This is a genomic window from Sulfitobacter rhodophyticola, from assembly GCF_041281685.2.
Classification (GTDB): domain Bacteria; phylum Pseudomonadota; class Alphaproteobacteria; order Rhodobacterales; family Rhodobacteraceae; genus Sulfitobacter.
The window spans coordinates 1403490-1428223 of the sequence record NZ_CP166251.2 but is presented as its reverse complement, the minus strand read 5'-3'; the positions used below and the strand labels follow the sequence as shown (position 1 = coordinate 1428223).

25 protein-coding genes are annotated in these 24734 nt (G+C 60.3%); 6 read left to right on the top strand and 19 right to left on the bottom strand.

Going from position 1 to position 24734, the window contains the following annotated elements; genetic code table 11:
* The first annotated feature begins 4 nt into the window (after positions 1 to 4).
* The 5 genes from galE to AB4X18_RS07990 are packed head-to-tail and all read left to right on the top strand — an operon-like array spanning position 5 to position 6365.
* On the top strand, positions 5 to 988 hold the full coding sequence (gene galE / locus AB4X18_RS08010; RefSeq protein ID WP_370399588.1) for a UDP-glucose 4-epimerase GalE: 984 nt from the start codon (positions 5 to 7) through the stop codon (positions 986 to 988).
* Positions 989 to 2185, top strand: coding sequence for a glycosyltransferase family 4 protein (locus AB4X18_RS08005; RefSeq protein ID WP_370399587.1), 1197 nt, complete (start codon positions 989 to 991; stop codon positions 2183 to 2185).
* A gap of 43 nt (positions 2186 to 2228) precedes the next feature.
* Positions 2229 to 3239: a glycosyltransferase family 2 protein gene (locus AB4X18_RS08000; protein ID WP_370399586.1), complete on the top strand. Its 1011-nt coding sequence runs from the start codon at positions 2229 to 2231 to the stop codon at positions 3237 to 3239.
* Positions 3236 to 4933 (top strand): beta-1,6-N-acetylglucosaminyltransferase, encoded by a 1698-nt coding sequence (locus AB4X18_RS07995; protein WP_370399585.1) that lies wholly within the window; start codon positions 3236 to 3238, stop codon positions 4931 to 4933. Before AB4X18_RS08000 ends, AB4X18_RS07995 begins: the two co-directional genes overlap by 4 nt.
* Before the next feature lies 1 nt (position 4934).
* Positions 4935 to 6365 (top strand): nodulation protein NodH, encoded by a 1431-nt coding sequence (locus tag AB4X18_RS07990; protein ID WP_370399584.1) that lies wholly within the window; start codon positions 4935 to 4937, stop codon positions 6363 to 6365.
* A gap of 8 nt (positions 6366 to 6373) precedes the next feature.
* On the opposite strand, the gene AB4X18_RS07985 is transcribed toward AB4X18_RS07990, so the two are convergent.
* The 18 genes from AB4X18_RS07985 to AB4X18_RS07900 form a co-directional block, all read right to left on the bottom strand.
* Positions 6374 to 6838, bottom strand: a complete 465-nt coding sequence (locus AB4X18_RS07985; protein ID WP_370399583.1) for a PTS sugar transporter subunit IIA — start codon at positions 6836 to 6838, stop codon at positions 6374 to 6376.
* Between the two features lie 45 nt (positions 6839 to 6883).
* A complete protein-coding gene (hpf, locus tag AB4X18_RS07980) occupies positions 6884 to 7447 on the bottom strand; it encodes a ribosome hibernation-promoting factor, HPF/YfiA family (RefSeq protein ID WP_370399582.1) in 564 nt (187 codons plus the stop codon).
* A gap of 247 nt (positions 7448 to 7694) precedes the next feature.
* Entirely contained in the window at positions 7695 to 8453 is a 759-nt protein-coding gene (gene lptB, locus AB4X18_RS07975) for an LPS export ABC transporter ATP-binding protein (RefSeq protein ID WP_370399581.1), read from the bottom strand.
* Positions 8453 to 8911, bottom strand: coding sequence for a lipopolysaccharide transport periplasmic protein LptA (lptA, locus tag AB4X18_RS07970; protein WP_370399580.1), 459 nt, complete (start codon positions 8909 to 8911; stop codon positions 8453 to 8455). Before lptA ends, lptB begins: the two co-directional genes overlap by 1 nt.
* 41 nt (positions 8912 to 8952) lie before the next feature.
* Positions 8953 to 9573 carry an LPS export ABC transporter periplasmic protein LptC gene (gene lptC / locus AB4X18_RS07965; RefSeq protein WP_432817275.1) on the bottom strand — a complete coding sequence of 207 codons (621 nt, stop codon included), beginning with the start codon at positions 9571 to 9573 and terminating at the stop codon, positions 8953 to 8955.
* Positions 9574 to 9579: 6 nt separating this feature from the next.
* Entirely contained in the window at positions 9580 to 10542 is a 963-nt protein-coding gene (locus AB4X18_RS07960) for a KpsF/GutQ family sugar-phosphate isomerase (RefSeq protein WP_370399578.1), read from the bottom strand.
* Positions 10539 to 11153, bottom strand: a complete 615-nt coding sequence (locus AB4X18_RS07955) for a ribonuclease D (RefSeq protein WP_370399577.1) — start codon at positions 11151 to 11153, stop codon at positions 10539 to 10541. Before AB4X18_RS07955 ends, AB4X18_RS07960 begins: the two co-directional genes overlap by 4 nt.
* 56 nt (positions 11154 to 11209) lie before the next feature.
* The gene (locus tag AB4X18_RS07950; protein WP_370399576.1) at positions 11210 to 12004 is read right to left on the bottom strand and encodes a PaaX family transcriptional regulator C-terminal domain-containing protein; all 795 of its coding nucleotides are present in this window, start codon (positions 12002 to 12004) and stop codon (positions 11210 to 11212) included.
* Positions 11994 to 14018 (bottom strand): phenylacetic acid degradation bifunctional protein PaaZ, encoded by a 2025-nt coding sequence (paaZ, locus tag AB4X18_RS07945; RefSeq protein WP_370399575.1) that lies wholly within the window; start codon positions 14016 to 14018, stop codon positions 11994 to 11996. The genes AB4X18_RS07950 and paaZ overlap by 11 nt, the downstream gene beginning before the upstream one ends.
* 9 nt (positions 14019 to 14027) lie before the next feature.
* Entirely contained in the window at positions 14028 to 15092 is a 1065-nt protein-coding gene (locus AB4X18_RS07940) for a 2Fe-2S iron-sulfur cluster-binding protein (protein WP_370399574.1), read from the bottom strand.
* Positions 15093 to 15099: 7 nt separating this feature from the next.
* Positions 15100 to 15627 carry a 1,2-phenylacetyl-CoA epoxidase subunit PaaD gene (paaD, locus tag AB4X18_RS07935; protein WP_432817274.1) on the bottom strand — a complete coding sequence of 176 codons (528 nt, stop codon included), beginning with the start codon at positions 15625 to 15627 and terminating at the stop codon, positions 15100 to 15102.
* Positions 15621 to 16343, bottom strand: coding sequence for a 1,2-phenylacetyl-CoA epoxidase subunit PaaC (paaC, locus tag AB4X18_RS07930; protein ID WP_370402597.1), 723 nt, complete (start codon positions 16341 to 16343; stop codon positions 15621 to 15623). The genes paaD and paaC overlap by 7 nt, the downstream gene beginning before the upstream one ends.
* Positions 16344 to 16372: 29 nt before the next feature.
* The gene (paaB, locus tag AB4X18_RS07925; protein ID WP_370399573.1) at positions 16373 to 16717 is read right to left on the bottom strand and encodes a 1,2-phenylacetyl-CoA epoxidase subunit PaaB; all 345 of its coding nucleotides are present in this window, start codon (positions 16715 to 16717) and stop codon (positions 16373 to 16375) included.
* 4 nt (positions 16718 to 16721) lie between these two features.
* The gene (gene paaA / locus AB4X18_RS07920; RefSeq protein WP_370399572.1) at positions 16722 to 17714 is read right to left on the bottom strand and encodes a 1,2-phenylacetyl-CoA epoxidase subunit PaaA; all 993 of its coding nucleotides are present in this window, start codon (positions 17712 to 17714) and stop codon (positions 16722 to 16724) included.
* 3 nt (positions 17715 to 17717) lie between these two features.
* On the bottom strand, positions 17718 to 18920 hold the full coding sequence (pcaF, locus tag AB4X18_RS07915) for a 3-oxoadipyl-CoA thiolase (RefSeq protein ID WP_370399571.1): 1203 nt from the start codon (positions 18918 to 18920) through the stop codon (positions 17718 to 17720).
* Between the two features lie 99 nt (positions 18921 to 19019).
* Positions 19020 to 21365 carry a methyl-accepting chemotaxis protein gene (locus AB4X18_RS07910; protein WP_432817273.1) on the bottom strand — a complete coding sequence of 782 codons (2346 nt, stop codon included), beginning with the start codon at positions 21363 to 21365 and terminating at the stop codon, positions 19020 to 19022.
* Between the two features lie 59 nt (positions 21366 to 21424).
* Positions 21425 to 21907: a MaoC family dehydratase gene (locus tag AB4X18_RS07905; protein ID WP_432817272.1), complete on the bottom strand. Its 483-nt coding sequence runs from the start codon at positions 21905 to 21907 to the stop codon at positions 21425 to 21427.
* A gap of 14 nt (positions 21908 to 21921) precedes the next feature.
* Positions 21922 to 22926 carry an NADP-dependent oxidoreductase gene (locus AB4X18_RS07900; protein ID WP_370399569.1) on the bottom strand — a complete coding sequence of 335 codons (1005 nt, stop codon included), beginning with the start codon at positions 22924 to 22926 and terminating at the stop codon, positions 21922 to 21924.
* 38 nt (positions 22927 to 22964) lie between these two features.
* Here AB4X18_RS07900 and AB4X18_RS07895 point away from each other — a divergent pair, with 38 nt between their 5' ends.
* The gene (locus AB4X18_RS07895; RefSeq protein ID WP_370399568.1) at positions 22965 to 23624 is read left to right on the top strand and encodes a histidine phosphatase family protein; all 660 of its coding nucleotides are present in this window, start codon (positions 22965 to 22967) and stop codon (positions 23622 to 23624) included.
* Here AB4X18_RS07895 and AB4X18_RS07890 read toward each other — a convergent pair.
* Positions 23621 to 24616 (bottom strand): NADPH:quinone oxidoreductase family protein, encoded by a 996-nt coding sequence (locus AB4X18_RS07890; protein WP_432817271.1) that lies wholly within the window; start codon positions 24614 to 24616, stop codon positions 23621 to 23623. The genes AB4X18_RS07895 and AB4X18_RS07890 overlap by 4 nt on opposite strands.
* Positions 24617 to 24734 lie beyond the last annotated feature (118 nt).

The following is a 24734-nucleotide window of genomic DNA, read 5'->3' as shown; positions in this document are numbered from 1 at the left end:
CCTCATGCAACATGTTCTGGTCACAGGCGGCGCGGGATACATCGGGTCGCACGCCTGCAAGGCGTTGGCGCAGGCGGGATATGTCCCCGTCACTTTCGACAACTTGGTGACGGGTTGGCAGGACGCGGTAAAGTTCGGTCCGTTTGAAAAGGGGGATCTGCTGGACCGCGCAAGGCTGGATGCGGTGTTTGCCCGGTATCAGCCCGTTGCGGTGATGCATTTCGCGGCGCTGAGCCAGGTCGGGGAAAGCATGGCGGAGCCGGGGCGATATTGGCGCAACAACGTCACCGGGTCATTGAACCTGATCGAAGCTGCGGTGGCGGCGGGCTGTGAGCAGTTCGTTTTCTCCTCCACCTGCGCGACTTATGGCGATCAGGACAACGTGGTGCTGGATGAAACGTCGGAGCAGCACCCGATCAATGCCTATGGCGCGTCCAAGCGCGCCATCGAGGATATTCTGCGCGACTTTGAAGCCGCCCATGGGCTGCGCCATGTGATCTTTCGGTATTTCAACGTGGCAGGTGCCGACCCTGATGGCGAGGTGGGGGAGTTTCACCAACCCGAGACGCATCTGGTGCCGCTGATGCTGGATGCGATCGAAGGAAAGCGGGATGCGTTGACGATCCACGGGACGGATTACGATACGCCGGATGGGACCTGCATTCGCGATTACGTGCATGTGTGTGATCTGGTGGATGCGCATGTGCTGGGGCTGAAATGGCTGGAAGGCGGCAAGGGCAGTCGGGTGTTCAACCTCGGCACCGGGTCCGGGTTTTCCGTACGTGAGGTTCTGGATCACAGCCGTGAGGTGACAAACAAGTCCGTGCCTTGCGTGGACGGGCCGCGCCGGCCGGGCGATTGCACCAAGCTGGTGTCAGGGTCCCAGCGCGCGGAGGACGATTTGGGGTGGCGCCCGCAGCGATCCAACCTGCGGCAGATGATCACCGACGCCTGGAGGTGGCATCAGAACGGCCACTACGACCGCTGAATGGTCCCCGCGCGGCTGCTTGATCTGACGCGCACGCTGCGACGCGCGGGACGGGTGCCGACGGGGGTGGACCGGGTTGAGCGGGCCTATCTGGCGCAGTTTTTGCAAGATGACGTGCCGGTTTTCGGGCTGGTGCGAACGGCGCTGGGCTATATCCTGCTGGACCGGGTTGGCGTGCAGGCGTTCAGTGACCGGGTTCATGGCGATGTGCCGTGGGGTCCGCGCCGGGGATTGGCGCGCTTGTCGCGTGCGCCTGATGCAGTGCGGCGGGCAGAGAGTGACATGCGCAAATTGGCTATCGCGCGGCTAACGCCTGGGCGGCTGGGGGCGGCTCTGGCGCGGTATGTGCCAGCGGGATATGCCTATTACAACGTCGGGCACAGCAACCTGACAGACCGTGTCCTGAGCGGGATCAAAGGGTCATTCGGGACGGTGCACGTACTGGTCCATGATGTAATCCCGCTGGAGTACCCGCAGTTCCAGCGCGCGGGCAGCGTGGCGCCCTTCGAAGTCAAGATGCGGCGGGTCGCGCGTTTCGCGGACAGGATCATTTGCAATTCCAAGGATACCGCAGCACGGTGTGGTGCGGTGATGGCGGATTGGGGACGGGTACCACCGATGGTCGTGGCACACCTGGGCTGCCCTGTATCAGAGCCTGATATGGATGATTTGCCACCAGAAATAGACCCTAATCAGGCCTATTTCGTCACGGTAGGGACGATTGAGCCACGCAAGAACCATGGCTTCCTGCTGGATCTTTGGGACGAACTGGGGCCAGACGCATCCCGGCTTTATATCAGCGGTGCGCGGGGATGGGAAAACGCCAATGTCTTCGCGCGGCTCGACGATTTGGGCCCACAAAGCCGCGTGCAGGAATTGGGCGCCTTGAGCGATGCGGCGCAAACAGCGCTTGTCGCCGGAGCGCGGTGTACACTTTTTCCAACACTTGCCGAGGGCTTTGGATTACCCCTGGTTGAATCCTTGACGTTAGGTACGCCCGTCATATGCAATGATTTACCTGTTTTTAGGGAGTTTTTGGGCAAATATGCCGTTTACGCATCGGTAGAGGAGCGCTATCTGTGGTTGGAGGCAGTAAAGAGTTGGGCGGAAAGCCCGCCCGTTGTGCAAGAACCGGAAGGGTTTGTGGCCCCAACATGGGTCGAGCATTTCAAGATCGTGCTAGGATCAGAATGTTAGCGCAACGCAGAGCGGTCAAGTCCCGAGGATAAAAAGGGCGGTTTTGGGTTTATTTCAGCGATACCGGCTCCGGTTACAGCGAAAGCGATGGCGTATTCGCGCATTCCGCAAACGGCGGGAGCTGAAGCGTATTGCCGATCGCACTGACAACATCCGCCCGGATGACATTCTGCTGTTCAGCACCCAACGCAACGAACTGATCCGGCTGCCGTACTTCTTGCAGTACTACCGCGATATGGGCGTCGGGCATTTCTTCTTCGTTGACAATGACAGCGACGATGGATCGCTGGATTATCTGATGGACCAGCCGGATGTGTCAGTCTGGCTGACCAAGTCGAGCTACAAGCGGGCGCGGTTTGGCGTTGATTGGCTGAACTGGTTGCAGATGAAGTATGCCCACGGGCATTGGTCACTGACCGTCGATCCCGATGAATTCCTGATCTATCCGTTCTGCGACACCCGGCCCCTGAGGGCGCTGACCGATTGGCTTGATGCGTCTTCGATCAAGTCATTCTCCGCCATGCTGCTGGACATGTATCCAAAGGGGCGGCTGGATGAGCAGCCCTATCACGCGGGGCAGGACCCGATTGAAATCGCCACGTGGTTTGACAGCGGCAACTACACCATGTCGCGCAACCATCTGTTCACGAACCTTTGGATACAGGGCGGGCCGCGTGCGCGGGTGTTCTTCAAGGACACGCCGGAGAAAGCGCCAGCACTGAACAAGGTGCCCTTGGTGAAGTGGGACAAGCGGTATGCCTATGCCAGCTCCACGCACATGTTGCTGCCGCGTGGTCTCAATCAGGTCTACGATGAATGGGGCGGAGAGAAAGCTTCGGGCGTGTTGCTGCATGCCAAGTTCCTCGACACGTTCGGCGCCAAGGCAGAAGAGGAACTGGAACGCGCGCAACACTACGCGGGTTCGGTGGAATACAAGGCCTATGCCGCGCAGATGCGTGATGATCCGCAGCTTTGGTGCAAGTGGTCCGAACGCTACATCAATTGGCGACAGTTGGAGATCCTCGGCCTCATGTCGAAGGGCAACTGGGCATGACGGTCGGGATTGTCATGCTGGTGCACACCGCACTGGGCAGGGCGGAGCAGGTCGCGCGCCACTGGGCGGCGGCGGGTTGTCCGGTGGTGATCCACGTCGACAAGGGTGTGCCGCGCAAGACCCATGACGCTTTTCTGGCTGCTCTGTCTGATGTGAAGCATATCAGATTCAGCACGCGCTATCGGTGCGAATGGGGGACCTGGGGGATCGTGGCGGCCAGTCAGGCCGCGTCAGAGACGATGTTGCGGGAATTTGCGCAGGTGCGACATGTCTACCTGGCATCAGGGTCCTGTTTGCCGCTGCGTCCGGTGGAGGAGTTGATCGACTACCTTGCTGCGCGCCCCAAGACAGACTTCATCGAAAGCGCGACCACCGCCGATGTCCCGTGGACGGTGGGTGGTCTGGACGAAGAACGCTTCACCCTGCGGTTCCCGGTGTCGTGGAAGAAGAACCGTTACCTTTTCGACAAGTTCGTTGAGGTGCAACGCCGTTTCAATCTCAAGCGGACAATGCCCAACGGGATTGTGCCGCACATGGGGTCGCAGTGGTGGTGCCTGTCACGGCAGACGTTGTCGGCAATTCTGCAGGACCCGGAGCGGGCGACCTATGACCGGTTTTTCAAGCATGTGTGGATTCCCGACGAATCCTATTTCCAGACGCTTGCGCGTCAATATGCCACCAAGATCGAAAGCCGGTCGCTGACCTTGTCCAAGTTCGACTTTCAGGGCAAGCCGCATATCTTTTATGACGATCACCTACAGCTTTTGCGCCGGTCGGATTGTTTTGTCGCGCGCAAGATCTGGCCCCATGCGAACCGCCTGTACGAAGCGTTCCTGACGGACGTTGCGGGGGCGATGAAAAAGACCGAACCGAACCCCGGCAAGATCGACCGCATCTTTTCCAAGGCGGTCGAACGCCGGACGCGCGGGCGCGCGGGGCTTTACATGCAAAGCCGCTTTCCCAACGAGGATTGGGAGAACGGCGTGACGGCCGCGCCCTATTCGATGTTCCAGGGCTTTACCGAGCTGTTCGAGGATTTCGAGACCTGGCTGGCGCGGGCGACAGGCGCGCGGGTGCATGGGCATCTGTTCGCGCCGGATGGTGTGCATTTCGCCGAAGGCCAGACCGCAATCAACGGCGCGCTTTCAGACAGCCCGATCCTGCGCGATTACAACGCCGAAGCGTTCCTGACCAACCTGATCTGGAACACCCGCGGAGAGCGGCAATGCTTTCAATTCGGCCCGGCAGATAATCAGAAGATCAATTGGCGGGTCGCCAAGGATCCCAATGCGCAGGTGTCGGTGATTACGGGGGCTTGGGCGGTGCCGCTGTTCCGCTCCAACTTCAATTTTGCCGATATCCGGTCGATGGCAGCGGCGTTGCAGAAGCGGGAAAGCGATCACATGGATGTTCTGCGGTCGCCCTATACCAAGGCGCGGGTACGGATCTGGACCATGGCGGAGTTCATTGAGGCACCCATGGAACCCCTGCAGGGGATTCTGGACGAGATCGGGCGGACCAAGTTGCGGCGGCTGTCCGAAGCGCCGCGCATGGTGGATCTGACCGGCTTTGGTCAGTTCCTACAGAACCTCAAGAACCAGGGGATGCATCCCTATCTGATGGGGGATTTCCCGGTAGAGCTTGGCATCGAAGCGCCGCAGAAGCCGCCCCGCAAACCCTATCTGGTAAGGTAGCATGAGCGCGCGCTTTCAAAGTTTCGTGGTCTTTGCCGAGATGCGCACAGGCTCAAACTTTCTTGAAGCGAACCTGAACGCTTTTGACGGCGTGGCCTGTCATGGCGAAGCCTTCAATCCACATTTTATCGGCTATCCGAACAACAAGCCTGTTCTAGGTGTTGATCTGGCCACGCGGGATGCTGATCCGTTGAAATTGCTGGCAGCGCTGCGCGATGACCCTGCGCAGTTGAGCGGATTTCGGTATTTCCATGACCATGATCCGCGCGTCTTCGATGCGATCATCGAAGATCAGACCTGTGCCAAGATCGTTTTGACCCGCAACCCGGTGGAAAGCTATGTCAGCTGGAAAATCGCGCAGGAGACCGGGCAGTGGAAGCTGACGGACGTCAAGGCGCACAAGGCAGCCAAGGCACGCTTTGATGAGCGGGAATTCGAACGCCACCTGGAGGCGCTGCAGCAATTTCAGATCACGCTTTTGAACCGGTTGCAGACCACCGGGCAAACCGCGTTCTATGTCGCTTATGAAGACCTGCAAAGTGTTGAGGTGATGAACGGCCTCGCGCAGTATCTGGGCGTGACCGCCCGGCTGGAAGGCCTTGATCAGAAGCTGAAAAAGCAAAATCCCAGCCCGATCTCCGCCAAGGTTGGCAATTACGAAGAGATGCTGATGGCGCTGGGCCGGATGGATCGGTTTGATTTGACCCGCACGCCGAACTTTGAGCCGCGCCGGGGGCCGAATGTGCCATCCTACGTGGCGGCCCCGACCTCCGGTCTGCTTTATCTGCCGTTGCGCAGCGGGCCGATGGACCGGGTGACCGCGTGGATGGCGGCGGTGGATGGCGTGGCAGAAGATGCCTTGCAGACCAAGATGAACCAGAAGGATTTGCGCCAGTGGAAGCGGCAGCACCCCGGTCATCGAAGCTTCACCGTTCTGCGCCACCCCGTTGCGCGGGCCCATGACGCGTTTTGTCGGCATATCCTTGGCACCGGCAAGGGCAGTTACCTGCAACTGCGCAAAACGTTAATGCGGCGATACAACATGCCGTTGCCTGAAAATGGTCCGGATGCGGCATATGATCTGGCGGCGCATCGGCGGGCCTTTGGCGCGTTTCTGGGGTTCCTGAAGGGTAACCTGTCTGGGCAGACAGCGATCCGTGTTGATCCGTCGTGGTGCACGCAGGCCCAGGCGATCACCGGATTTAGTGAATTGTGCCTGCCTGACCAGTTGGTGCGGGAAGACGAGATGGCCGAAGCCTTGCCCGCACTTGCCCGTCGTGCGAGGTGCGCCACCAGCGCTGCCGTGTCGTCGGTCCCATCTGATATCGGACCTTTTAAGTTGGCAGATTTCTATGATGGCGAAATCGAAAAGCAGGCGCGCGAGGCTTATCAGCGCGACTATATGAGCTTTGGGTTCTCTGACTGGGGATAGGGTTGTCGTCAGGCTGCCTGGTCTGAACGACCTTCGGTGAGGATCGTGAACAAGGTGCTTGGATCACGATTGGCGCGCAGCTTGGTGCAAAAGGACGTATCGCGCAGCGTGCGGGCCACAAGCGCCAGCGCCTTGAGGTGTTCCACCCCGGCATCCTGTGGTGCGAAAAGGGCAAAGGCAAGATCGACCGGCTGACGGTCTACCGAGGAAAAATCAATCGGTTTTTCCATCAGGACGAATGCCCCCACGACATCATCCAGACCGGAAAGCCGGGCATGTGGCAGCGCGACGCCGTGGCCGACACCTGTCGGCCCCAGGGTTTCGCGTTGGGTCAGGGCATCCACAACCATGTCAGCATCAAGATCGTAGGCAGATTGCGCAAGGTCGCCAAAGGCTTGCATCAGCCGCTTCTTGCTGGTCGCAGCGGTCACAACTTTAACCGCCTCCGGTTTGAGGAGTTTCGAAAATTCCATTCGCTTGCTCTGCTCTTGCGCGGGTGGGTGCCCGCAGCCTGTCCCTTAAGGGTCGATCCAGCCGATGTTTCCATCTTCGCGCCGGTACACGACGTTCAACCCGTCTTTGCCTTCGTTCCGAAACACCAGCACCGGCGCGCCTGCCAATTCCATCTGCATGACCGCTTCACCGACAGACAGCGTGGCTATTTTTGTCTGCATCTCCGCGATGATCATCGGTTGGAGGCTGTCAGGTTCCTGTGCATCAGAATCGCTATCTGAGGCGAGGATATACGAGGAGGCACCGAATAATTCAACAGGTTCGGCACGTTCTTTATGATGATCTTTCAACCGACGCTTGTACCGCCTGAGCTGCTTTTCCATTTTTTCCGCGCAGGAATCGAAGGCGGCGTAAATCTCTGGATTGTGGGCCTTGGCGGAGGCGGTCAGCCCCGTCGACAGATGCACAGTGGCTTCGCAAACAAACTCATGCCCGGATTTGGAGAAAACCACCTGTGCGTCTGTCGGACGTTCGGCATATTTCTGCACCGATACATCAAGTTCCTGCTTCACGTGGGTCTGGAGGGCTTCGCCAATGTCGATCTGCTTGCCGCTGATTTGGTACCGCATACTGTCTCCTTGTTATGTATCATCAGACACGTCAGACGCGCCACAAATGTGGCGGGCCAGCGTGCTAGATGCGGAAAATGGTGAAATTGTTCATGTAGTTCTTAACCGTGCCTTGGCAGATAGGCCGATGCGGAGTCCGTCGGGAACGTCGTGTCACCATGCCCCCATGACGCCAAAGAAACGGTTCTGAGTCAATGGGGAAGGCGCGGCAACCCCTTAGAAACAGAAGGCACAGTAATGCCGTATTTCAAGAGATGCGGAAGTTGTCGCCAAGATAGACGCGGCGTACGTTTTCGTTCTGCACAACTTCATCCGGTGTGCCGGACATCAGCACCTTGCCCTCGTGCAGGATATAGGCGCGGTCCACGATTTCGAGCGTTTCGCGCACATTGTGGTCGGTGATCAGCACGCCGATACCACGGTTTTTCAGGTCCGCGACAAGGTGTCGGATGTCCCCGACTGAAATGGGATCGACCCCGGCAAAGGGTTCATCAAGCAGAAGATACTTGGGATCAGCCGCAAGGCAGCGGGCGATTTCGACCCGGCGGCGTTCACCGCCCGACAGGGCCAGCGCAGGCGCGCGGCGCAGGTGTTCGATGGAGAACTCCGACAGCAGTTCTTCCAACCGCTCGCGGCGCTTGTGGCGGTCGCTTTCGGTAATGTCGAGGATGGCGCTGATGTTGTCCTGCACGCTGAGTCCGCGAAAGATGCTCATCTCCTGCGGGAGGTATCCGATGCCAAGTTGCGCGCGGCGATACATCGGCAGGGTGGTTACATCCTTGCCGTCCACCATGACCGTGCCGCCTTCGGGCGTCACCAGCCCCGCCACGGCATAAAACGTTGTTGTCTTGCCCGATCCGTTCGGCCCCAGAAGTGCCACGACTTCGCCCCGCGCCAATTCCATGGAGAAATCGCGGATCACGACTTTCTTGCGGTAGGATTTGCGCAGGTGGTCGATGACCAGCCCGGCAGAGCCTTGTGCGAGCTTCAGGTGCGGCGCGTTCATCAGTTATCAGAGCCTGTCTGTAAAATTGTTCTGACCCGGCCTGACATCTGTGCAGTGCCATCGGCCAGTCGGACGCTCATCCGGTCAGCGGAAAGCGCACTTGCACCTTGCGCCAGCAGGACGTTGCCCGTCATGACGATGGTGCCGTCATCGATGTTGTAGTCGGCACGCTCCGCCTCTGCCGCGTCCGGGCCGGAAACGAGCGTCACGCCGCCTGTCGCCTCAAGCCGCGCGATGCCCTTGTTCTCGGCCCGGTAAACCACCAGAACACGGGCTGCAGACAGACGCATTTCGCCCTGTCCGATGACCACGTTTCCAGTGAAGATTGCGGTGCCGGTGTCCTGGTCAACCTCAAGACTGTCGGCGGTGACCTCAACGGGCTGTCCGGTGTCCTGCCGGATGGTGCCGAACGCCACATTCGCGCCCTGTGCTTCCACGGGAGTGACATGCAGCGCCATGACAAGGCACAGCAAGAGGGATCGCAGGGGGGCAAAATACGTCACTCTTCAGGTCGCTCTTCAATCTGTTTGGGGTCATATACCAGCTTAACGCCATTTTTGAAAACCAATTGGGTCGGCTTTTCGCCTTGCTGGGCAAACAGGTGCATCGCACCCGCGTTCAGTGTGCCGGCAGGCCCTGTTGCGTGGACCGGCCCGGGAGAGGAAATCTCGATTTCAGTCAGCGTTGTGCGTAGCATGTCGCTTTGGATCCGGTAGCCGGTGGAGGTTTCGATCATCACGTCACCGGTAAGTTCGGCGAAATTCTCTGAAAGGTTCAAATGTGCCTCGGCTGCGTTCATTGTCACCCGCGCGCCACTGGCAAGATCCATGGCGACATTGACCTGTTCGGCGCGGTTTGCCCCGGTCTGTCCTTGCGGCGTGGTCAGCACTTCGGCGGAAAAGGCAATCTCATCCCCATCGGCGGTGGCACCGGAGAAGAACGGGCCGGTGACCTGCTGGCCGCGCAGGCGTTCCTGGATCTCCTTATCGGCAAAAGGGATCGCAGTTTCGGGGTCAACCGCGCGGGACAGCAGGAAGAGGGTCGACAGAATGCCCAGTGATGTCAGCGGAAAGAGAACCTTCAGCCAGAACACCATGCGGGTATAACGATCTGCCTCCACCCCGCGTCATCCAAGCCCGACACGCAGGCAGTCATGGATGTGCAAGAGGCCCGCAAGTTTTCCCGGGTGTTCGGGATCAATAACCACCAGACATGTGATCTTGCGGGCGTTCATGATGCCAACGGCCTTTTCGGCCAGCGCATCCGGTTCGATGGTGACAGGGCCAACAGTCATCACATCGCGCGCCTTAAGGGTCGCAAGCCCCTCTATATGGCGGCTGATGTCGCCGTTGGTGATGATGCCGGACAGCAGACCCTTATCATCGGTCACCGCGGTGACGCCAAAACCTTTCGCGCCGATTTGCGAGAGCGCTTCGGTCATTTTTGCATCGGCATGCACCATCGGGATCGCGTCGCCCGTGTGCATAAGGTCGGACACGTGGCTCAGCTTGGCGCCCAATTTGCCACCGGGATGGAAGTTTCGAAAATGTTCGGGCGTGAAGGCGCGGTTTTCCATCAGCGCCACAGCAAGTGCGTCGCCCAGGGCAAGCGTCATGGTGGTGGAAGACGTCGGCACGATGCCCGTGCCGCAGGCCTCTCCCAATGCGGGAAGGGCAAGGATCACGTCAGACTGGCTGCCAAGGCCGCTGTCGGGACGGCTGGTCATCCCTATCAGGGGGATGTCGAAGCGGCGGGAATAGGCAATGAGGTTGGCCAATTCGGGCGCTTCGCCGGAGTTGGAAATGGCAAGCACAACGTCATCGCCCGTGATCATCCCCAGATCACCATGAGACGCCTCAGCGGGGTGTACGAATTGCGCGGGCGTGCCGGTGCTGGCAAGGGTCGCGGCAATCTTGTTGGCGATATGGCCGGACTTACCGATACCCGTCACGATCACGCGCCCCTTCGTGTCACGCATCAAGTCGATTGCGGCGCGGAAGCTGTCATCAAGACTGCTTGCAAGCGTCCGCAGCGCGTCGGCCTCGGTTTCAATCACCCGGCGGGCGGTATCCAGAAAGGGCGTGCTCATGAATGGGCGAAGATGTCAGTGTCGGGCCAGCCTGCCAGATCAAGCTGAGCACGCATTGGCAGGAAGTCGAAGCAGGCTTGCGCCATTTCCATGCGACCCTCGCGCACAAGCATCTGGTTCAGCTTGTCGCGCAATTGGTGCAGGTACAGCACATCAGACGCGGCATAGTCGATCTGCGCTTCGTTCAGGCGTTCGGCACCCCAGTCGCTGGATTGCTGTTGCTTGGAGATGTCGATGCCCAGCAGTTCATGCAGCAGCTTCGCCAACCCGTGCCGGTCGGTGTACGTGCGAATGAGGCGGCTGGCGATCTTGGTGCAATAGACCGGTGCGGTGACCGCGCCGAAGGCGTTCAGCATGGCCGCGATATCAAATCGACCAAAGTGAAAAAGCTTCAGAACATGCGGGTTTTCCAGCAAGGCACAGAGGTTCGGCGCCTCTGTCTGGCCCTTCGCGACCTGCACAAGATGGGCGTTGCCGTCCCCCCCGGAGAGCTGCACGACACACAGCCGGTCGCGGTGGGGATGCAGGCCCATGGTTTCACAGTCGATGGCGACCATCGGGCCCAGATCAAGGCCGTCAGGCAAGTCGTTTTGATACACGTGGTTTGTCATGGCCGCCTCTATACCCCGCTTGGTTGGTTTCGGAAAGCGCTGGTGTGCGGGTGCCTTCAGGCAGCATCGCGCCGTGGCTCAATCTCGCTCAGCGCCGGGCGCGGGAAGCGGTCAAGCAGCGCTGCGATACGGTGGTGACATGGCCGACCAGGCCAGTCGTCGGCGACAAGCGGTTGTGGCAACGGCGGGTGCTTGAGGACCAGCCGCCGCCAATTGTGCACGATCAATCCACGCAGCACCGCAACTTCTAACGGAGACGGCATCGGTTCAGGTGGCAGCATCCCTTCAAACGTCTCTAACACATGCAAAAGGTCGCCATATCCCCGTCGCAGCTGGTCCGGTGCAATCTGTTCTCTAAGCCAGTGCGGCGCAGTGTTGGCCCTCAGGACAAGCGGGCCATCCGGCAGAACCGCATCAGATGGACCCGCAAAAAGGCGCGGCTGTACCTGGATGTATCCCAAGTCGATCATCTGGGCGTTTGTGGTGCTGTCGGAATGCTCCAGCAGAACAAACTGCCAGTCGGTCGGCGCACTGCCGGGATCGGCGTAGATCCGGGGGCTGGCAGCGGCGCATTCCGCCCGACCTTGCGCGGTCAGGCTGTGGCGGCTGATCCTGCCCGCTTTCTTCGACGCGACCCAGCCATCGTTTCGCAGGCGGTGCAGGGCCACGCGCGTCGCCTCGGGTTTGACTTGCAGCAGGGCCATCATGGCAGACAGAACCGGACCGTCGATGGCCTGCCCTTCATCCTGCGCCAGATCGCCAAACAGGGAGATCATCAGCGACCAGACCCGTTGCCCGCCCAGATCACGCAGGCCCGCGGTGGCCTTTATGAAGTCCAGATCAGAGGGCATTCATTGTCAGCAGCTCGTATTCGGCCACTGCCTTGTCGTTCTGGTTTGTCAGGGTGACGTGCCACCGCACCTCGCCGTAGTCGTCATTGCGGGGGGTCTTCTGCTTGACTGTCAGGCGCACCTTGATGCTGTCGCCCGCAACGACGGGTTCCATGAAGCGCAGGTTGTCCAGCCCGGTGTTGGCAAGGACCGGACCGGGATCAGGTTGCACGAACAGACCCGCCGCAAAGGACAGCAGCAGATAGCCGTGCGCCACGCGGCCCGGAAAGAACGGGTTCGCCTTCGCGGCTTCCTCGTCCATGTGTGCATAGAAGGTGTCGCCGGTGAAATGGGCGAAGGTTTCGATGTCTTCCAGTGTGACCGTGCGGGCGGGCGAGTGGAAAGTTTCGCCAAGGTCGACTTGCGCGAACGTCCGGGTGAACGGATGCGCGCGGTCGGTGATCGTAGCGCTGCCCGGCACCCATTGCGTGCTGATCGCGCTAAGGATGTCTGGACTGCCCTGCACCGCGGTCCGCTGCATGTAGTGCATGACGCCGCGGATCCCGCCCAGTTCCTCGCCCCCGCCCGCGCGACCCGGTCCACCATGGACCATGTGCGGCAGCGGAGAGCCGTGGCCGGTGGCTTCGGCCATGGACTGGCGGTTGTTGAAGTAGAGGCGTCCGTGGAAGGCCGCAGCCCCCATCGTGATCTCGCGCGCGGTGTCGGGGTCGTTGGTGATGACCGAAGCGACCAGCGATCCCTTGCCCTTGTTCAGCAGGGCGATGGCATGGGGCAGGTCGCGGTAGGGCATGAGGGTCGAGACGGGGCCAAAAGCTTCGGTATCGTGCACCCGCTCCGCCAGATCGGGGGCGGCGCAATGAAACAGCATCGGCGGCACGAATGCGCCCTTGTCAGGGTCTGCGCCATCAACGTTGAAATCATCCGGATTGCCAAAGACACGTTCGGCTTCGCCCTGTATCAGAGCCGCTTTTTCCAGGACATCGCGCTTTTGGCTGGCTGACACGACCGCCCCCATGCGCGTGGTTTCCAGCCGAGGATCCCCGATGGTCGTCTTGGCCAGACGGGTGGACAGCGCGTCAATCACGGCGTCGATCTGTGGCTGGGGCACCATAATGCGGCGGATGGCTGTGCATTTCTGACCGGCCTTCGCGGTCATCTCGCGCTGGACCTCCTTGATGAACAGATCAAATTCGGGCGTGCCGGGGGTGGCATCGGGACCGAGGACAGAGGCGTTGAGGCTGTCCTGTTCGGAAGCGAAGCGGACGGGGTTTTGCAGGAGCAGGGGATTGCTGCGCAGGGTCATCGCGGTTTCGGCCGAACCGGTGAAGGCAGCCGCATCCTGACAGTCCAGATGGTCGAGCATGTCGCCCAGGCCGCCCGACACCAATTGCAGGGCCCCTTCGGGCAAAAGGCCGGATTGCAGGATCAAGCGCACGCAGGCCTCGGTCACATAGCAGGTCGCGGTGGCGGGTTTCACGATGGCGGGAACACCGGCCAGCAGGGTTGGCGCCAGTTTTTCCAGCATACCCCAGACGGGAAAGTTGAAGGCATTGATGTGCACCGCGACGCCCAGCAGGGGCGTGCAGATGTGACGTCCCAAAAACTGCCCTTCGCGGCCCAGTTGTTCAGGCGCGCCGTCAAGATAGACATGCGCATCCGGCATTTCGCGTCGGCCCTTGGACGCAAAGACCAGCATCGTGCCGATCCCGCCGTCGATGTCGATCTTGTGATCCGACAGGGTCGCCCCGGTGTCATAGCTGAGGTCGTAAAGCGCTTGCTTGTGATCCATCAGGTGCAACGCCACGGCCTTGAGCATCCGTGCGCGGTCATGGAACGTCAGCTTGCGCAGGGCCGGGCCGCCGACCTCGCGCGCATGGGACAGCATGGCCTGCACATCCAGTGAGTCATTGCCGGCATGGGCGATGACCTCGCCGGTGATGGCGCTGGCGATGTTGCGGGCACCTGCGCCGGGGGTGATCCACTGACCGGCGGCGAAACTCTGGACGTCGATCATGGCGGTTCCTTAGTGTGTGTCGTAGTCGATGACGAGTTTATCCGTGAGCGGATAGGACTGGCAGGACAGGACAAAGCCGCGCTCCACCTCATAATCCTCAAGCGCGTGGTTGGAGATCATTTCGACCTCCCCCTCCAGCACCTTGCACATGCAGGTTGAACAGACCCCGGCCTTGCAGGCAAAGGGTGCGTCCTGCCCGTTTTCAAGGGCTGCCTCCAAAACCGACTGGCCTTTAGGCATGGTGAAGGTCCGCTGCGCGCCGTCGATGATTACGGTGACTTCGGTGCCGGACTGCCCTTCGGCGCGCTTGGCCATTTCCTGTCTGGCAAGCTGGCCTTGCTGGCTTTCGCTGAAAAGCTCAAACTTGATCTGATCTGGCTCTAGCCCGTGGGATTTCAGGCTGTCGGAGATGGCGAGCATCATGGGTTCGGGGCCGCAGATGAAGGCGGTATCGATGGTTTTTACGTCGATCCAATGCTCGAAAAGCTGGGAGCACTTTTCCTGATCCACGCGCCCGGTGAACAGATCGATATCCTGCCCGGATTCGAGCATGTGGATGATCGTCAAACGGCCCATGTAGGTGTTCTTGAGATCTTCCAGCTCCTCGCGGAACATGATCGTGTTCACGGCACGGTTGGCATAAACCAGAGTGAACGTCGCCTGCGGTTCGCGCTTCAGCACGGTTTTCAGGATGGAAAGCACAGGCGTGATGCCGGAGCCGCCTGCAAATCCGAGGTAATTTTTGGCGCGATCAGGCTCTAACTTGGTGAAGAACTTCCCCTGGGGTGGCATGGCATGGAGCGTGTCGCCGACTTTGATTTCGGTATTCGCGAAGGTCGAAAACGCACCGCCGTCCACGCGTTTGATGCCGACTTGCAGTTTGCCGTCATCCAGACCCGCGCAGATGGAATAGTTGCGGCGCAACTCCGTTCCGCCGAAGTCCTGCTTGAACGTCAGATACTGGCCTTGGGTGAAATCGAAAGCATCGGGGTCTTTCGGTTCCAGCGTCAGCACCACCGCGTCGCGGATGGTGTGGTGGATATCGGTCACGGTGAGGGGGTGAAATCGGCTCATCTGGGCCTCAGATACATTTGAAATAGTCGAAAGGTTCACGGCAGGACTGGCAGCGCCATTGCGCCTTGCAGGGGGTCGACCCGAATTGGCTGATCTTCTCAACGTCGGTTGATGTGCAATGCGGACAATGTTGCGGCCCGCCTGCGGGTTGAGGGGGCGCGATGCCGTATTTTTCCAGCTTGGCGCGCCCTTCGTCCGTCAGCCAATCGGTGGTCCAGGCAGGGGAGAGTTGGCGCTTGAGGGTCAGATTTTCAATGCCGTGGCCGCGCAGTACCGTTTCGATATCGAGGTTGATGATGCTTGTGGCGGGGCAGCCTGAATAGGTCGGCGTGACCGTCACCTCAAGCGTGTCATCCTGCCATTGCACGTCGCGGATGATGCCCAGATCAGTCAGCGTGATCACCGGGATCTCCGGGTCCGGGATGGCGGAGAGCCATGCCCAAACCGTCTCTAACGCGGGCTTTTCAGCCAGATTTACGGCAGGCACCGCGGCGCGCACCACGCCCGGAACAGGTTGTGGCGCAGGTCTTACCATGTCGCATCCGGATAGGCGCGTTGCAGCCACTGCATCTGGGTCAGCATGTGGCCCAGATGTTCGGTGTGGCGCGTGCCGGTTTTTCCGCCTTTGTGGGCAAAGTCATCCTCTGGTCTGGTCAGGGTTGCCTCGGTCAGCACCTCGTCGAGATGCGCGTCATAAGCGCTGCGGTGGCTGGCAGGGTCGGGGGCGATCCCGGCGTCTAATATCGCCGTATCCACGTCGTCGGACAGGAACATTTCTCCCACAAATGGATAGAGCCTGTTCAGCGCGTTTTGCATGCGGGCGTGGCTTTCTTCGGTGCCGTCGCCAAGGCCGATCACCGTGTCGGTGGAGCGTTCAAGATGATAGGTCACCTCCTTCACCGACTTTTCCGCAATCGCGGCGATCTGGTCGTTGGATGATGTCATCAACCCCTTGAGATGCATCAGATGCCAGCCGTCGAACAGGAACTGGCGCATCATGGTCTGGCCGAAATCGCCGTTGGGCTGCTCAACCAGCAGAAGGTTGCGGAAATCCCAGACGTCGCGGTGATAGGCAAGCTTGTCGGCATCGCGCCCTTTGCCTTCGACCTCACCGGCGAGGCCGAGCCAGAGTTGCGTCTGGCCAATAAGGTCCAGTGCGGTATTGGCCAGTGCGATGTCTTCCTCAATCACCGGGGCGATGCCGCACCATTCCGACACGCGGTGCCCCAGCACCAGCGTGTTGTCGCCCATCCGGCAGAGGTATTCGAACAGCGGATCGCTCACATCGCACCTACTTCGTCGGGAATGTCGAAGAAGGTCGGATGGCGGTACACCTTGTCGTTGGATGGCTCATAGAGCGATCCTTTTTCCTCGGGCGAGGATGCCGCGATGTGGTGTGCTTCAACCGCCCAGATGCTGACCCCTTCGTTGCGGCGGGTATAGACGTCGCGGGCGTTCTTGATCGCCATTTCGGCATCCGGCGCATGAAGGGACCCGACGTGACGGTGGCTTAACCCGTGTTGACCCCGGATGAAAATTTCCCACAGGGGCCATTCGGTGGCGCGGGTTTCGCCGTGGGGGCTGGCGTTGCTGTCTTTGTAGGGACTGGATTCAGGGCTGCTCATGTTCTTACTCCGCTGCCACTTTGGATGCGCGTTTCTTTGCTGCATGGGCCAACAGACCTTCGCGGACCCAGCGGCCTTCGTCCCACGCCTTGTTGCGGGCTTCCAACCGTTCGGTGTTGCAGGGGCCGTTGCCGTTGAGCACGTCAAAGAATTCTTCCCAATCGGGTTCGGAAAAATCGTAGTGGCCGGTTTCCTCGTTCCACTTCAGGTGCTCATCCGGGACGGTCAGGCCAAGGTATTCCGCCTGCGGTACAGTCTGGTCGACGAACTTCTGGCGCAGCTCATCGTTGGTGTTCATCTTGATCTTCCACGCCATGGACTGGGCGGAATGTACGGATTCCTTATCGGACGGGCCGAACATCATCAGCGACGGATACCAGAAACGGTTCAGCGCATCCTGCGCCATCTTGCGCTGTGCTTCGGTGCCGTTGGCCATCTTCATCATGATGTCGAAGCCTTGCCGCTGGTGAAAGGATTCCTCCTTGCAGATGCGGACCATCGCGCGGGCGTAGGGGCCGTAGGACGTGCGCTGCAACGGCACCTGGTTCATAATTGCAGCCCCATCGACCAACCAGCCAACCGCGCCCATATCCGCCCATGTCAGGGTCGGATAATTGAAGATGGAGGAGTATTTCATGCGGCCCGAAAGCAAGTCGCGCGTCAGGTCATCACGGGTCACGCCAAGGGTTTCGGCGGCGCAATAGAGGTAAAGGCCATGGCCCGCCTCGTCCTGCACCTTGGCCAGCAGGATCGCCTTGCGTTCCAGCGTGGGCGCGCGGGTGATCCAGTTGCCTTCGGGCAGCTGGCCGACAATCTCGGAATGGGCGTGCTGGCCGATCTGGCGGATCAGGTTCTTGCGGTAGCCGTCGGGCATCCAGTCCTTGGGTTCGATCTTGCCGCCTGCATTGATCCGCTCCTGAAAGGCGCGTTCGTCCGGATCCATTTCATCAAGGGATTTGACCCCCTGACCGGTAGACTTGATCATCTGTGCGTACATGGTTCAGGTCCTTTCGAGGATAAGAGCAACGCCCTGCCCGACGCCCACACACATGGTGCATAGTGCGTAGCGGCCGCCGGTGCGTTCGAGTTGCAGCGCGGCGGTCATCACCAGCCGCGCGCCGGACATGCCCAGCGGGTGGCCGATGGCGATGGCGCCGCCCTGGGCGTTCACATGGGGGGCATCGTCGGGGACACCCAGCGCGCGCAGGGTGGCGATGCCCTGAGAGGCGAACGCCTCGTTCAGTTCGATCACGTCCATCTGGTCGATGGTCAGGCCCGCGCGCGCAAGCACTTTTTGCGTCGCGGGAACCGGGCCGATGCCCATCACGCGGGGTTCGACACCTGCGGCGGAGATACCGACAACGCGGGCGATGGGGGTGAGGTTGTGATCCTTGGCGGCCTGTTCCGAGGCGATGAGCATCGCAGCCGCACCGTCGTTCACGCCAGAGGCATTACCCGCTGTCACCGTCAGGTCGGGACCGTTGATGGGGCGCAGTTTGGCCAGTTGTTCGGGGGTCGTGCCGGGGCGGGGGTGTTCGTCCGTGTCGACGATGATCGGATCCCCTTTGCGCTGCGGGATCGTGACGGGGGCGATTTCGTCCTTGAAGACCCTTGCGGCATGAGCGGCAGCCCAACGCGCTTGGCTGCGTTTGGCGAAAGCGTCCTGATCGGCGCGGTTGATATCGTGGTCTTCCGCGACGTTGTCGGCGGTTTCCGGCATGGAATCGACGCCGTATTGCGCCTTCATCTTCGGGTTCACGAACCGCCAACCGATGGTGGTGTCATAAACCGCATTGCCGCGCGAAAAGGCGGTTTCGGCCTTGGGCATGACGAACGGCGCGCGGGTCATGCTTTCGACACCACCAGCGATGGCCAGATCCATGTCGCCTGCCCGGATCGCGCGGGCCGCGGCCCCCACGGCGTCCATGCCTGATGCGCAGAGGCGGTTGATGGTGATGCCGGGCACATCCACGGGCAGACCTGCCAGCAATGCGGCCATGCGCGCGACATTGCGGTTGTCTTCACCCGCCTGATTGGCGCAGCCCATGAACACGTCATCGACGCACGACCAATCCAGATCCGGGTGGCGGGCGATCAGCGCGGCAATGGGGGCTGCCGCAAGATCATCTGCGCGTACCGAAGCCAATGCGCCGCCAAACCGTCCGATTGCTGTGCGCTGCGCGTCACAGATGAATGCCTGCATATTCCGAACTCCCGTAGAGGGGGCAGAATACGCAAGGATCAAGGGTGTGGCAAGTAAAACGTTACTGAATTCGACTCGCGTTACTTCATCGGTAACATATTAGGCAATTGCCCTATGGCCATCCTCCGATGGCCGCTCAGGTATCTTATTTGGTACGGTTCTGGCAGCGGCTCGGAAGTGGCCCAGCGCATCATCCAGTGACCGTGCCTCAACGTTGAGCGAGACACTGGCAGCGGTCATCTCTTCAAGCGTGGCAGCGTTGACCTGCGCGGAGGATTCGATGGACTGGATCGCGGTATTCACTTCTTCGATGCCATGAGATTGCTGTTCGACGGCAAGGGCAATTTCGGAAATCTGGCTCGAGACGACCTCAACCTCGGAAATGATGCCTGCAACTGCGGTCTGTGACTGAACAACCTTGGTCACACCTTCTTCGACCGTTTTGTTGTTGCGCTGGATCACATCGTTGATTTCCTGCACCGCGTCCTTGGATCGTTGGGCCAGCGCGCGGACCTCGGATGCAACAACGGAGAAACCGCGGCCTGCCTCGCCCGCGCGCGCGGCTTCGACCCCGGCGTTGAGCGCCAGAAGATTGATCTGGAACGCGATATCCTCGATCACATTGATCACGCGGTTAATCTCGGCGGAGGCTTCGGTCATCTGGTTGATGGAAACCTCCGTCTGATTGGATGCTTCCTGTGTCTTGTAGGCGCTGTCGCGGACCCGAAGTGTGGCTTCCTCCGCGCTCTTTGCACTGCTGACGACCTGTTTGATACTCGCCGTGATTTCTTCCACCGCGGCGGAGGTTTCTTCGACCGATGCCGCACTTGTCTCTGCGCGCTTGGCCATTCCGTGAGAGGATGTTTCAAGCTCTGACGCGGTTGCGCTGACAGTGTGGCCGCTTTGAACGACTGAACTTATTGTTCTTTCCACGGTTTCGAGGGCGGTGTTGAAATTCTCCTGCATGTGCTGGAAGGCGCCAAGACGTCTACCGTCGATCCGAACATTGAGATTGCCGTTTGACAGCTCGCGGATGCCGACCATCATATCGTTGAGATTGCTTTCAGTGACGCCGAGCAGGCGATTGATCACATTCGACAGGTCTTTGAGGTTTTCATCTGCGTGTGCAGTTGGCATCCGGTTTGAGAAGTTTCCGGAGGCCGCCGCGTTCAACACTTGCTCAACCTCTGTCTGGAATTCGCTCAGAACCTTGAGGCGCATGCTTTCAGCGGCGCTTTCCTGTTCCTGTTGCAGGCGCTTTTGCTCCGCGCGACGTGCGGCCGTATTTTGTTCTTCGACCAGCCGCGCCCGTTCTTTCTGTTGAGCCCTATGCATTTCGGCATCGACGCGGCGGGCCTCAAGCGCGTTGTCCCGAAAGACGACAAGCGCATTATTCATTTGTCCGACTTCAGTATTGGCAGGCGAAGGTTCCAGTTCCAGTTCGAGATTCCCGTTCGCAAGATCCTTCATGGTGTTGGTGATCCGGGTCAGGTTCCGGGCGATGGCGCGTCCTGTTAACAAGGCCATGGCCAAGCCGAGGATCACACCGGCGGCGACGATGGCGGTCAGAACTGTGATCGACCGTTCGGCGAGGCCAATCGCAGTGGCGCCCAATACCGCGCGGCGGCTCGCAAGGGCGTCCGAAATCTCTTTCATCCGGGACATTGACGCAGGTCCGAGCTGATCGAGTTCCGTGAACTCATCTGCCACACGCCGCCAATTGTCGGAGACAACTTCAGACACCTCAAGAAACCTGTTCAGCGCGGCGGTTGTTTCGCTGATGTTCGGTGCCAAGTCAGATCCTGCGACACTTCTTTCCAGCGCGGCCAATTCTTCCAAGGCGCTTTGCGTCTCCGTCGTTGCGCGATCGAAATCGGTCATGTCGGAGGATCTCAGAAAACGCTCCATGTAGATGCGACCAAGGAGCAGGTGCACGTTGGATTTGGCCATGCGATAGGTGATGTCGGGCTGGTTGCGCGTGAAAGCGTTTTCCATCGCGGCGGAAAGGCCTTGCCGTGTTTGGGTACCCAGTGTCGCCATCTCTGCCAGCTTTGCTGTCAGCGTGCCGCGTATCTCTCCGACCCGTTCGACCCTTGCGCGGTACTGGCGCAGGTCATCTGCCACGTCGAGGATAATGCGTTGTTCGGGCAGCCCGTCAAGCCGATCAGAAAGCGCGGTTTCGCTTTTCAGCACGGCGTCGAGACGTTGAATAAGGCGCTGTGCCGCTTCGGCAGAACCGTCAAGGCGGAATTGCAGGCTTGCCATCCGGGCTTCGCCAAGGTTTTCGGTCAAGCCGTCGGCCATTGCGGACGTCGCCGCGACGTGGCCATAGCTTGTAAAATTCTGAGACAGTTGAACCGCCTGAAAGATGGCAAAGCCCCCCGCCAAGACGATCAGGGCGACCATTGTGCCCATTCCAAGATAGGTGCGTTTGACGATGGACACGAGCGATTCTCCGAGCAGGGGTATGCGCGGACCGTCGCAGCAAAGCCTTAATCCCAGCTTTATGCCGGCGCTGTTTCCTTGAAGATCCCAAGGGTCAGCCATTCAGCAACCAGTGCGGGCTTTTCCTCTCCCTCGATCTCGATCGTCAGTTCAATTTCGCGCAGCAATTCCGCGTCATTGCGTGCCGTGACATTTCGCAAGGTGAACCGCCCGCGCAGGCGTGCGCCCGATTTGACCGGAGCCAGAAACCGCAGTTTGTTCATGCCGTAGTTCAGGCTCATGACCTGGCCGGGAAACCAGGACAAACAGTCACGTCCAAATCGGCTGGCCAGCGAAAGGCTTAGAAAACCGTGGGCGATTGTAGCGCCATAGGGCGATTCTGCTGCTGCGCGTTGCGGGTCGGTGTGTATCCACTGCGTGTCCTGGGTGGTGTCTGCGAATTGGTCGATCATGGCCTGATCGACGGTGATCCAGTTCGATACACCCAGTTCGCTGCCGATCCGGGACTGGCTTTGTGCAAGGGCGTCCTGAATGAAGGTCATGGCGGGTGTTCCTTTCAACTGGGGTCCGGGCCGACGCGCACCATGCGTTTTCCAGTGTTGTCGCCGGACAGCAGACCGATCAGCGCGGCCGGTGCATTTTCCAACCCTTCGACGATATCTTCGGTAACGGTGATCTGACCGGATTGCACCCAGTGGTTCAGGGCGCGCAGGGCGCGGGCGTCTTCGCGCATATGATCGGTGACGATGAACCCTTCCATACGCAGACGCTTGACCACCACGACACCCGGCAGGTTGCGCGGGCCGCTGGCGGCGTCGGTGTCGTACTGGCTGATCGCGCCGCAGCACACCACACGGCCGCGTTCGTTCATCAGGTTCAGCGCGCGTTCAAGGATCTTGCCGCCGACATTGTCGAAATAGATGTCCACCCCATCGGGACAGGCGGCGGCAAGCGCCTTGCCAAATCCGGGGTCACGGTAGTCAAGACAGGCGTCGAATTTCAGCTTGTCCGTCACATAGGCACATTTTTCCGGTCCCCCGGCAATGCCGACCACCCGGCACCCCATGGCGCGGGCAATCTGGCCGACGTATCCGCCAACCGATCCTGCGGCGGCGGAGACAAGTACCGTCTCACCCGGCATGGGCCGCCCGATGTTCATCAGCCCGTGATAGGCGGTCTTGCCTGCAATCCCGTAGACGGACATATGATGCGAAAGCGTCTCTGACACGGGCATTTTCTGCACATTTCGCGCAGGCGCAGTGATGTAGTCAGACCATGTCGCCTCTGCCGCCACAACGTCACCGGATTTGAAACGGGGGCTGTTGGACGTGATAACCTCGCAGATGGCATAGGTGGGCATCGCATCGCCGACATTTACGGCAGCGCGATAGGTCGCGCCTTTCATCCATGACCGGTTTGCGGCATCAATGGACATCAGAATGACCCGCAGCAAAACGTCCCCATCGCCCGGTTCGGGCATAGGGGTTTCGGTCATCCGGAAATGATCGGGTTCAAGCGCGCCTTCGGGCAGTTGGGCAATCACGATTTGGCGGTTGGTCATAGGGGTCTCCTGTTGGGTCGCATGGGGAAGGATTGGAAATGAATGACGAGGCGCGCCAACACCGGTTTACCCTGCCATCCGGTGCGACCGATATGGTGCTTATCCGTCATGGAGAGACGCAGGCCGCCGTGAAGGGGCAGATGTTCCCCATGGTAGACGGGCAAGGTGATCCGGCGTTGCGCGCGGAAGGGGAGGTCCAGGCGCTGGCAGTGGCCGAGCGGCTGAAAACAGAGCCTATCAACGCGATTTACGTCACCACCATGCAACGTACGCTCCAGACAGCGGCCCCCCTTGCGACGGCGCTGGGCCTGACGCCAGCGGTGGAACCGGACCTGCGGGAGGTCTTTCTGGGAGATTGGGATGGCGGGGAGTACCGGTTTCGGGCGGCGGCGCATGATCCTGCGTTCATCCGGGCGCGCGACGCGGAGGAATGGGGCGAAATCCCCGGCGCAGAGACGACGGCGGCCCTGCACAAGCGCGTGGTGCGCGGGTTGTGGCGCATCGCGGCGGCGCACCCCGATCAGATGGTCGCCGTGGTGGTGCATGGCGGTGTCGTTGGTGCGGCATTGGCGCTGGCCACGGGATCGAGGCCCTTTGCGTTCAACGGTGCCAATAACGGATCGATCAGCCGCCTTGTCGTGGCAAGGGACCGGATGATCCTGCGTGGGTTCAATGACTGCGCGCATCTGCCTGCCTAGTCTACCTCCAGCACGACCTTTCCCAACACCTTGCGATCCTGCATCATTTGCAGTGCCTTTGGTGCATCTTTCAGAGGATACCGGGCCGAAATGCGCGGCTTGATCTGGCCCTTGGCGTACATTTCGAAAAGATCGGCCATGTTCGCGGCGTGTGCCTTGGGGTCGCGCATCACTGACGCGCCCCAGAAGACGCCGACGATCTGATTGACCTTCAACAGGGTCAGGTTCAGCGGGATGCTTGGAATGCCTGCGGGAAAGCCCACGACAAGGAACCGTCCCTCCCATGCCAGCGCGCGCAGCGCGGGTTCGGCATAGTCGCCGCCCACGGCATCATAAACCACGTTCACCCCCTCACCACCTGCGAGTTTCTTGATCTGGGTTGAAAAGGTTTTTTGCGCATCGCGGTCCATTTCCCGGGGATAGACGATGGTTTCATCCGCCCCGCATTCCTTGCAGAACGCTGCTTTTTCTTCCGACGATACGGCGGCGATGACCTTGGCTCCGGCGACCTTCGCCAGTTCGATGGCGGCAACACCCACGCCGCCCGCCGCGCCAAGGATCAGCACGCTTTCACCCGCCTTCAGCGCCGCCCGGTCCTTGAGTGCGTGATAGGACGTGCCATAGGTGAACACGAAACAGGCGGCATCCTCGAAAGGCATGGCATCGGGGATCTTGCTGGCGCTGCCGGCATCTGCGCAAACGTGGGTGGCAAACCCGCCAAACCCCGTCAGGGCCAGCACCCGGTCACCCACGGCAAAACCAGTGACGGCTTCGCCAACGGCCTCCACCTCTCCGGCGACTTCGCCACCGGGGGCAAAAGGGCGGGGCGGACGCATCTGGTAAAGGTCGCGGATGATCAGCGTATCGGGATAATTCAGGCCCGCGGCGCGCACCCGGATGCGGATCTGACGCTTGCCCGGTTCGGGCAGGGGGTGTTCCTTCAGCACGAGTGTTTCGGGTCCGCCGGGGGCTTCGCTGAGCATTGCTTTCACGGGTCTCTCCTGTCGCCTTGGTGCGGGGATAGGGCGGCGGGATGGGTGGCATTGTCAACGCAATAGTGCCGTGCAATCCTGCGTCTTCGCGGGATGACGCAGCGTCCCGCTGGCCAAT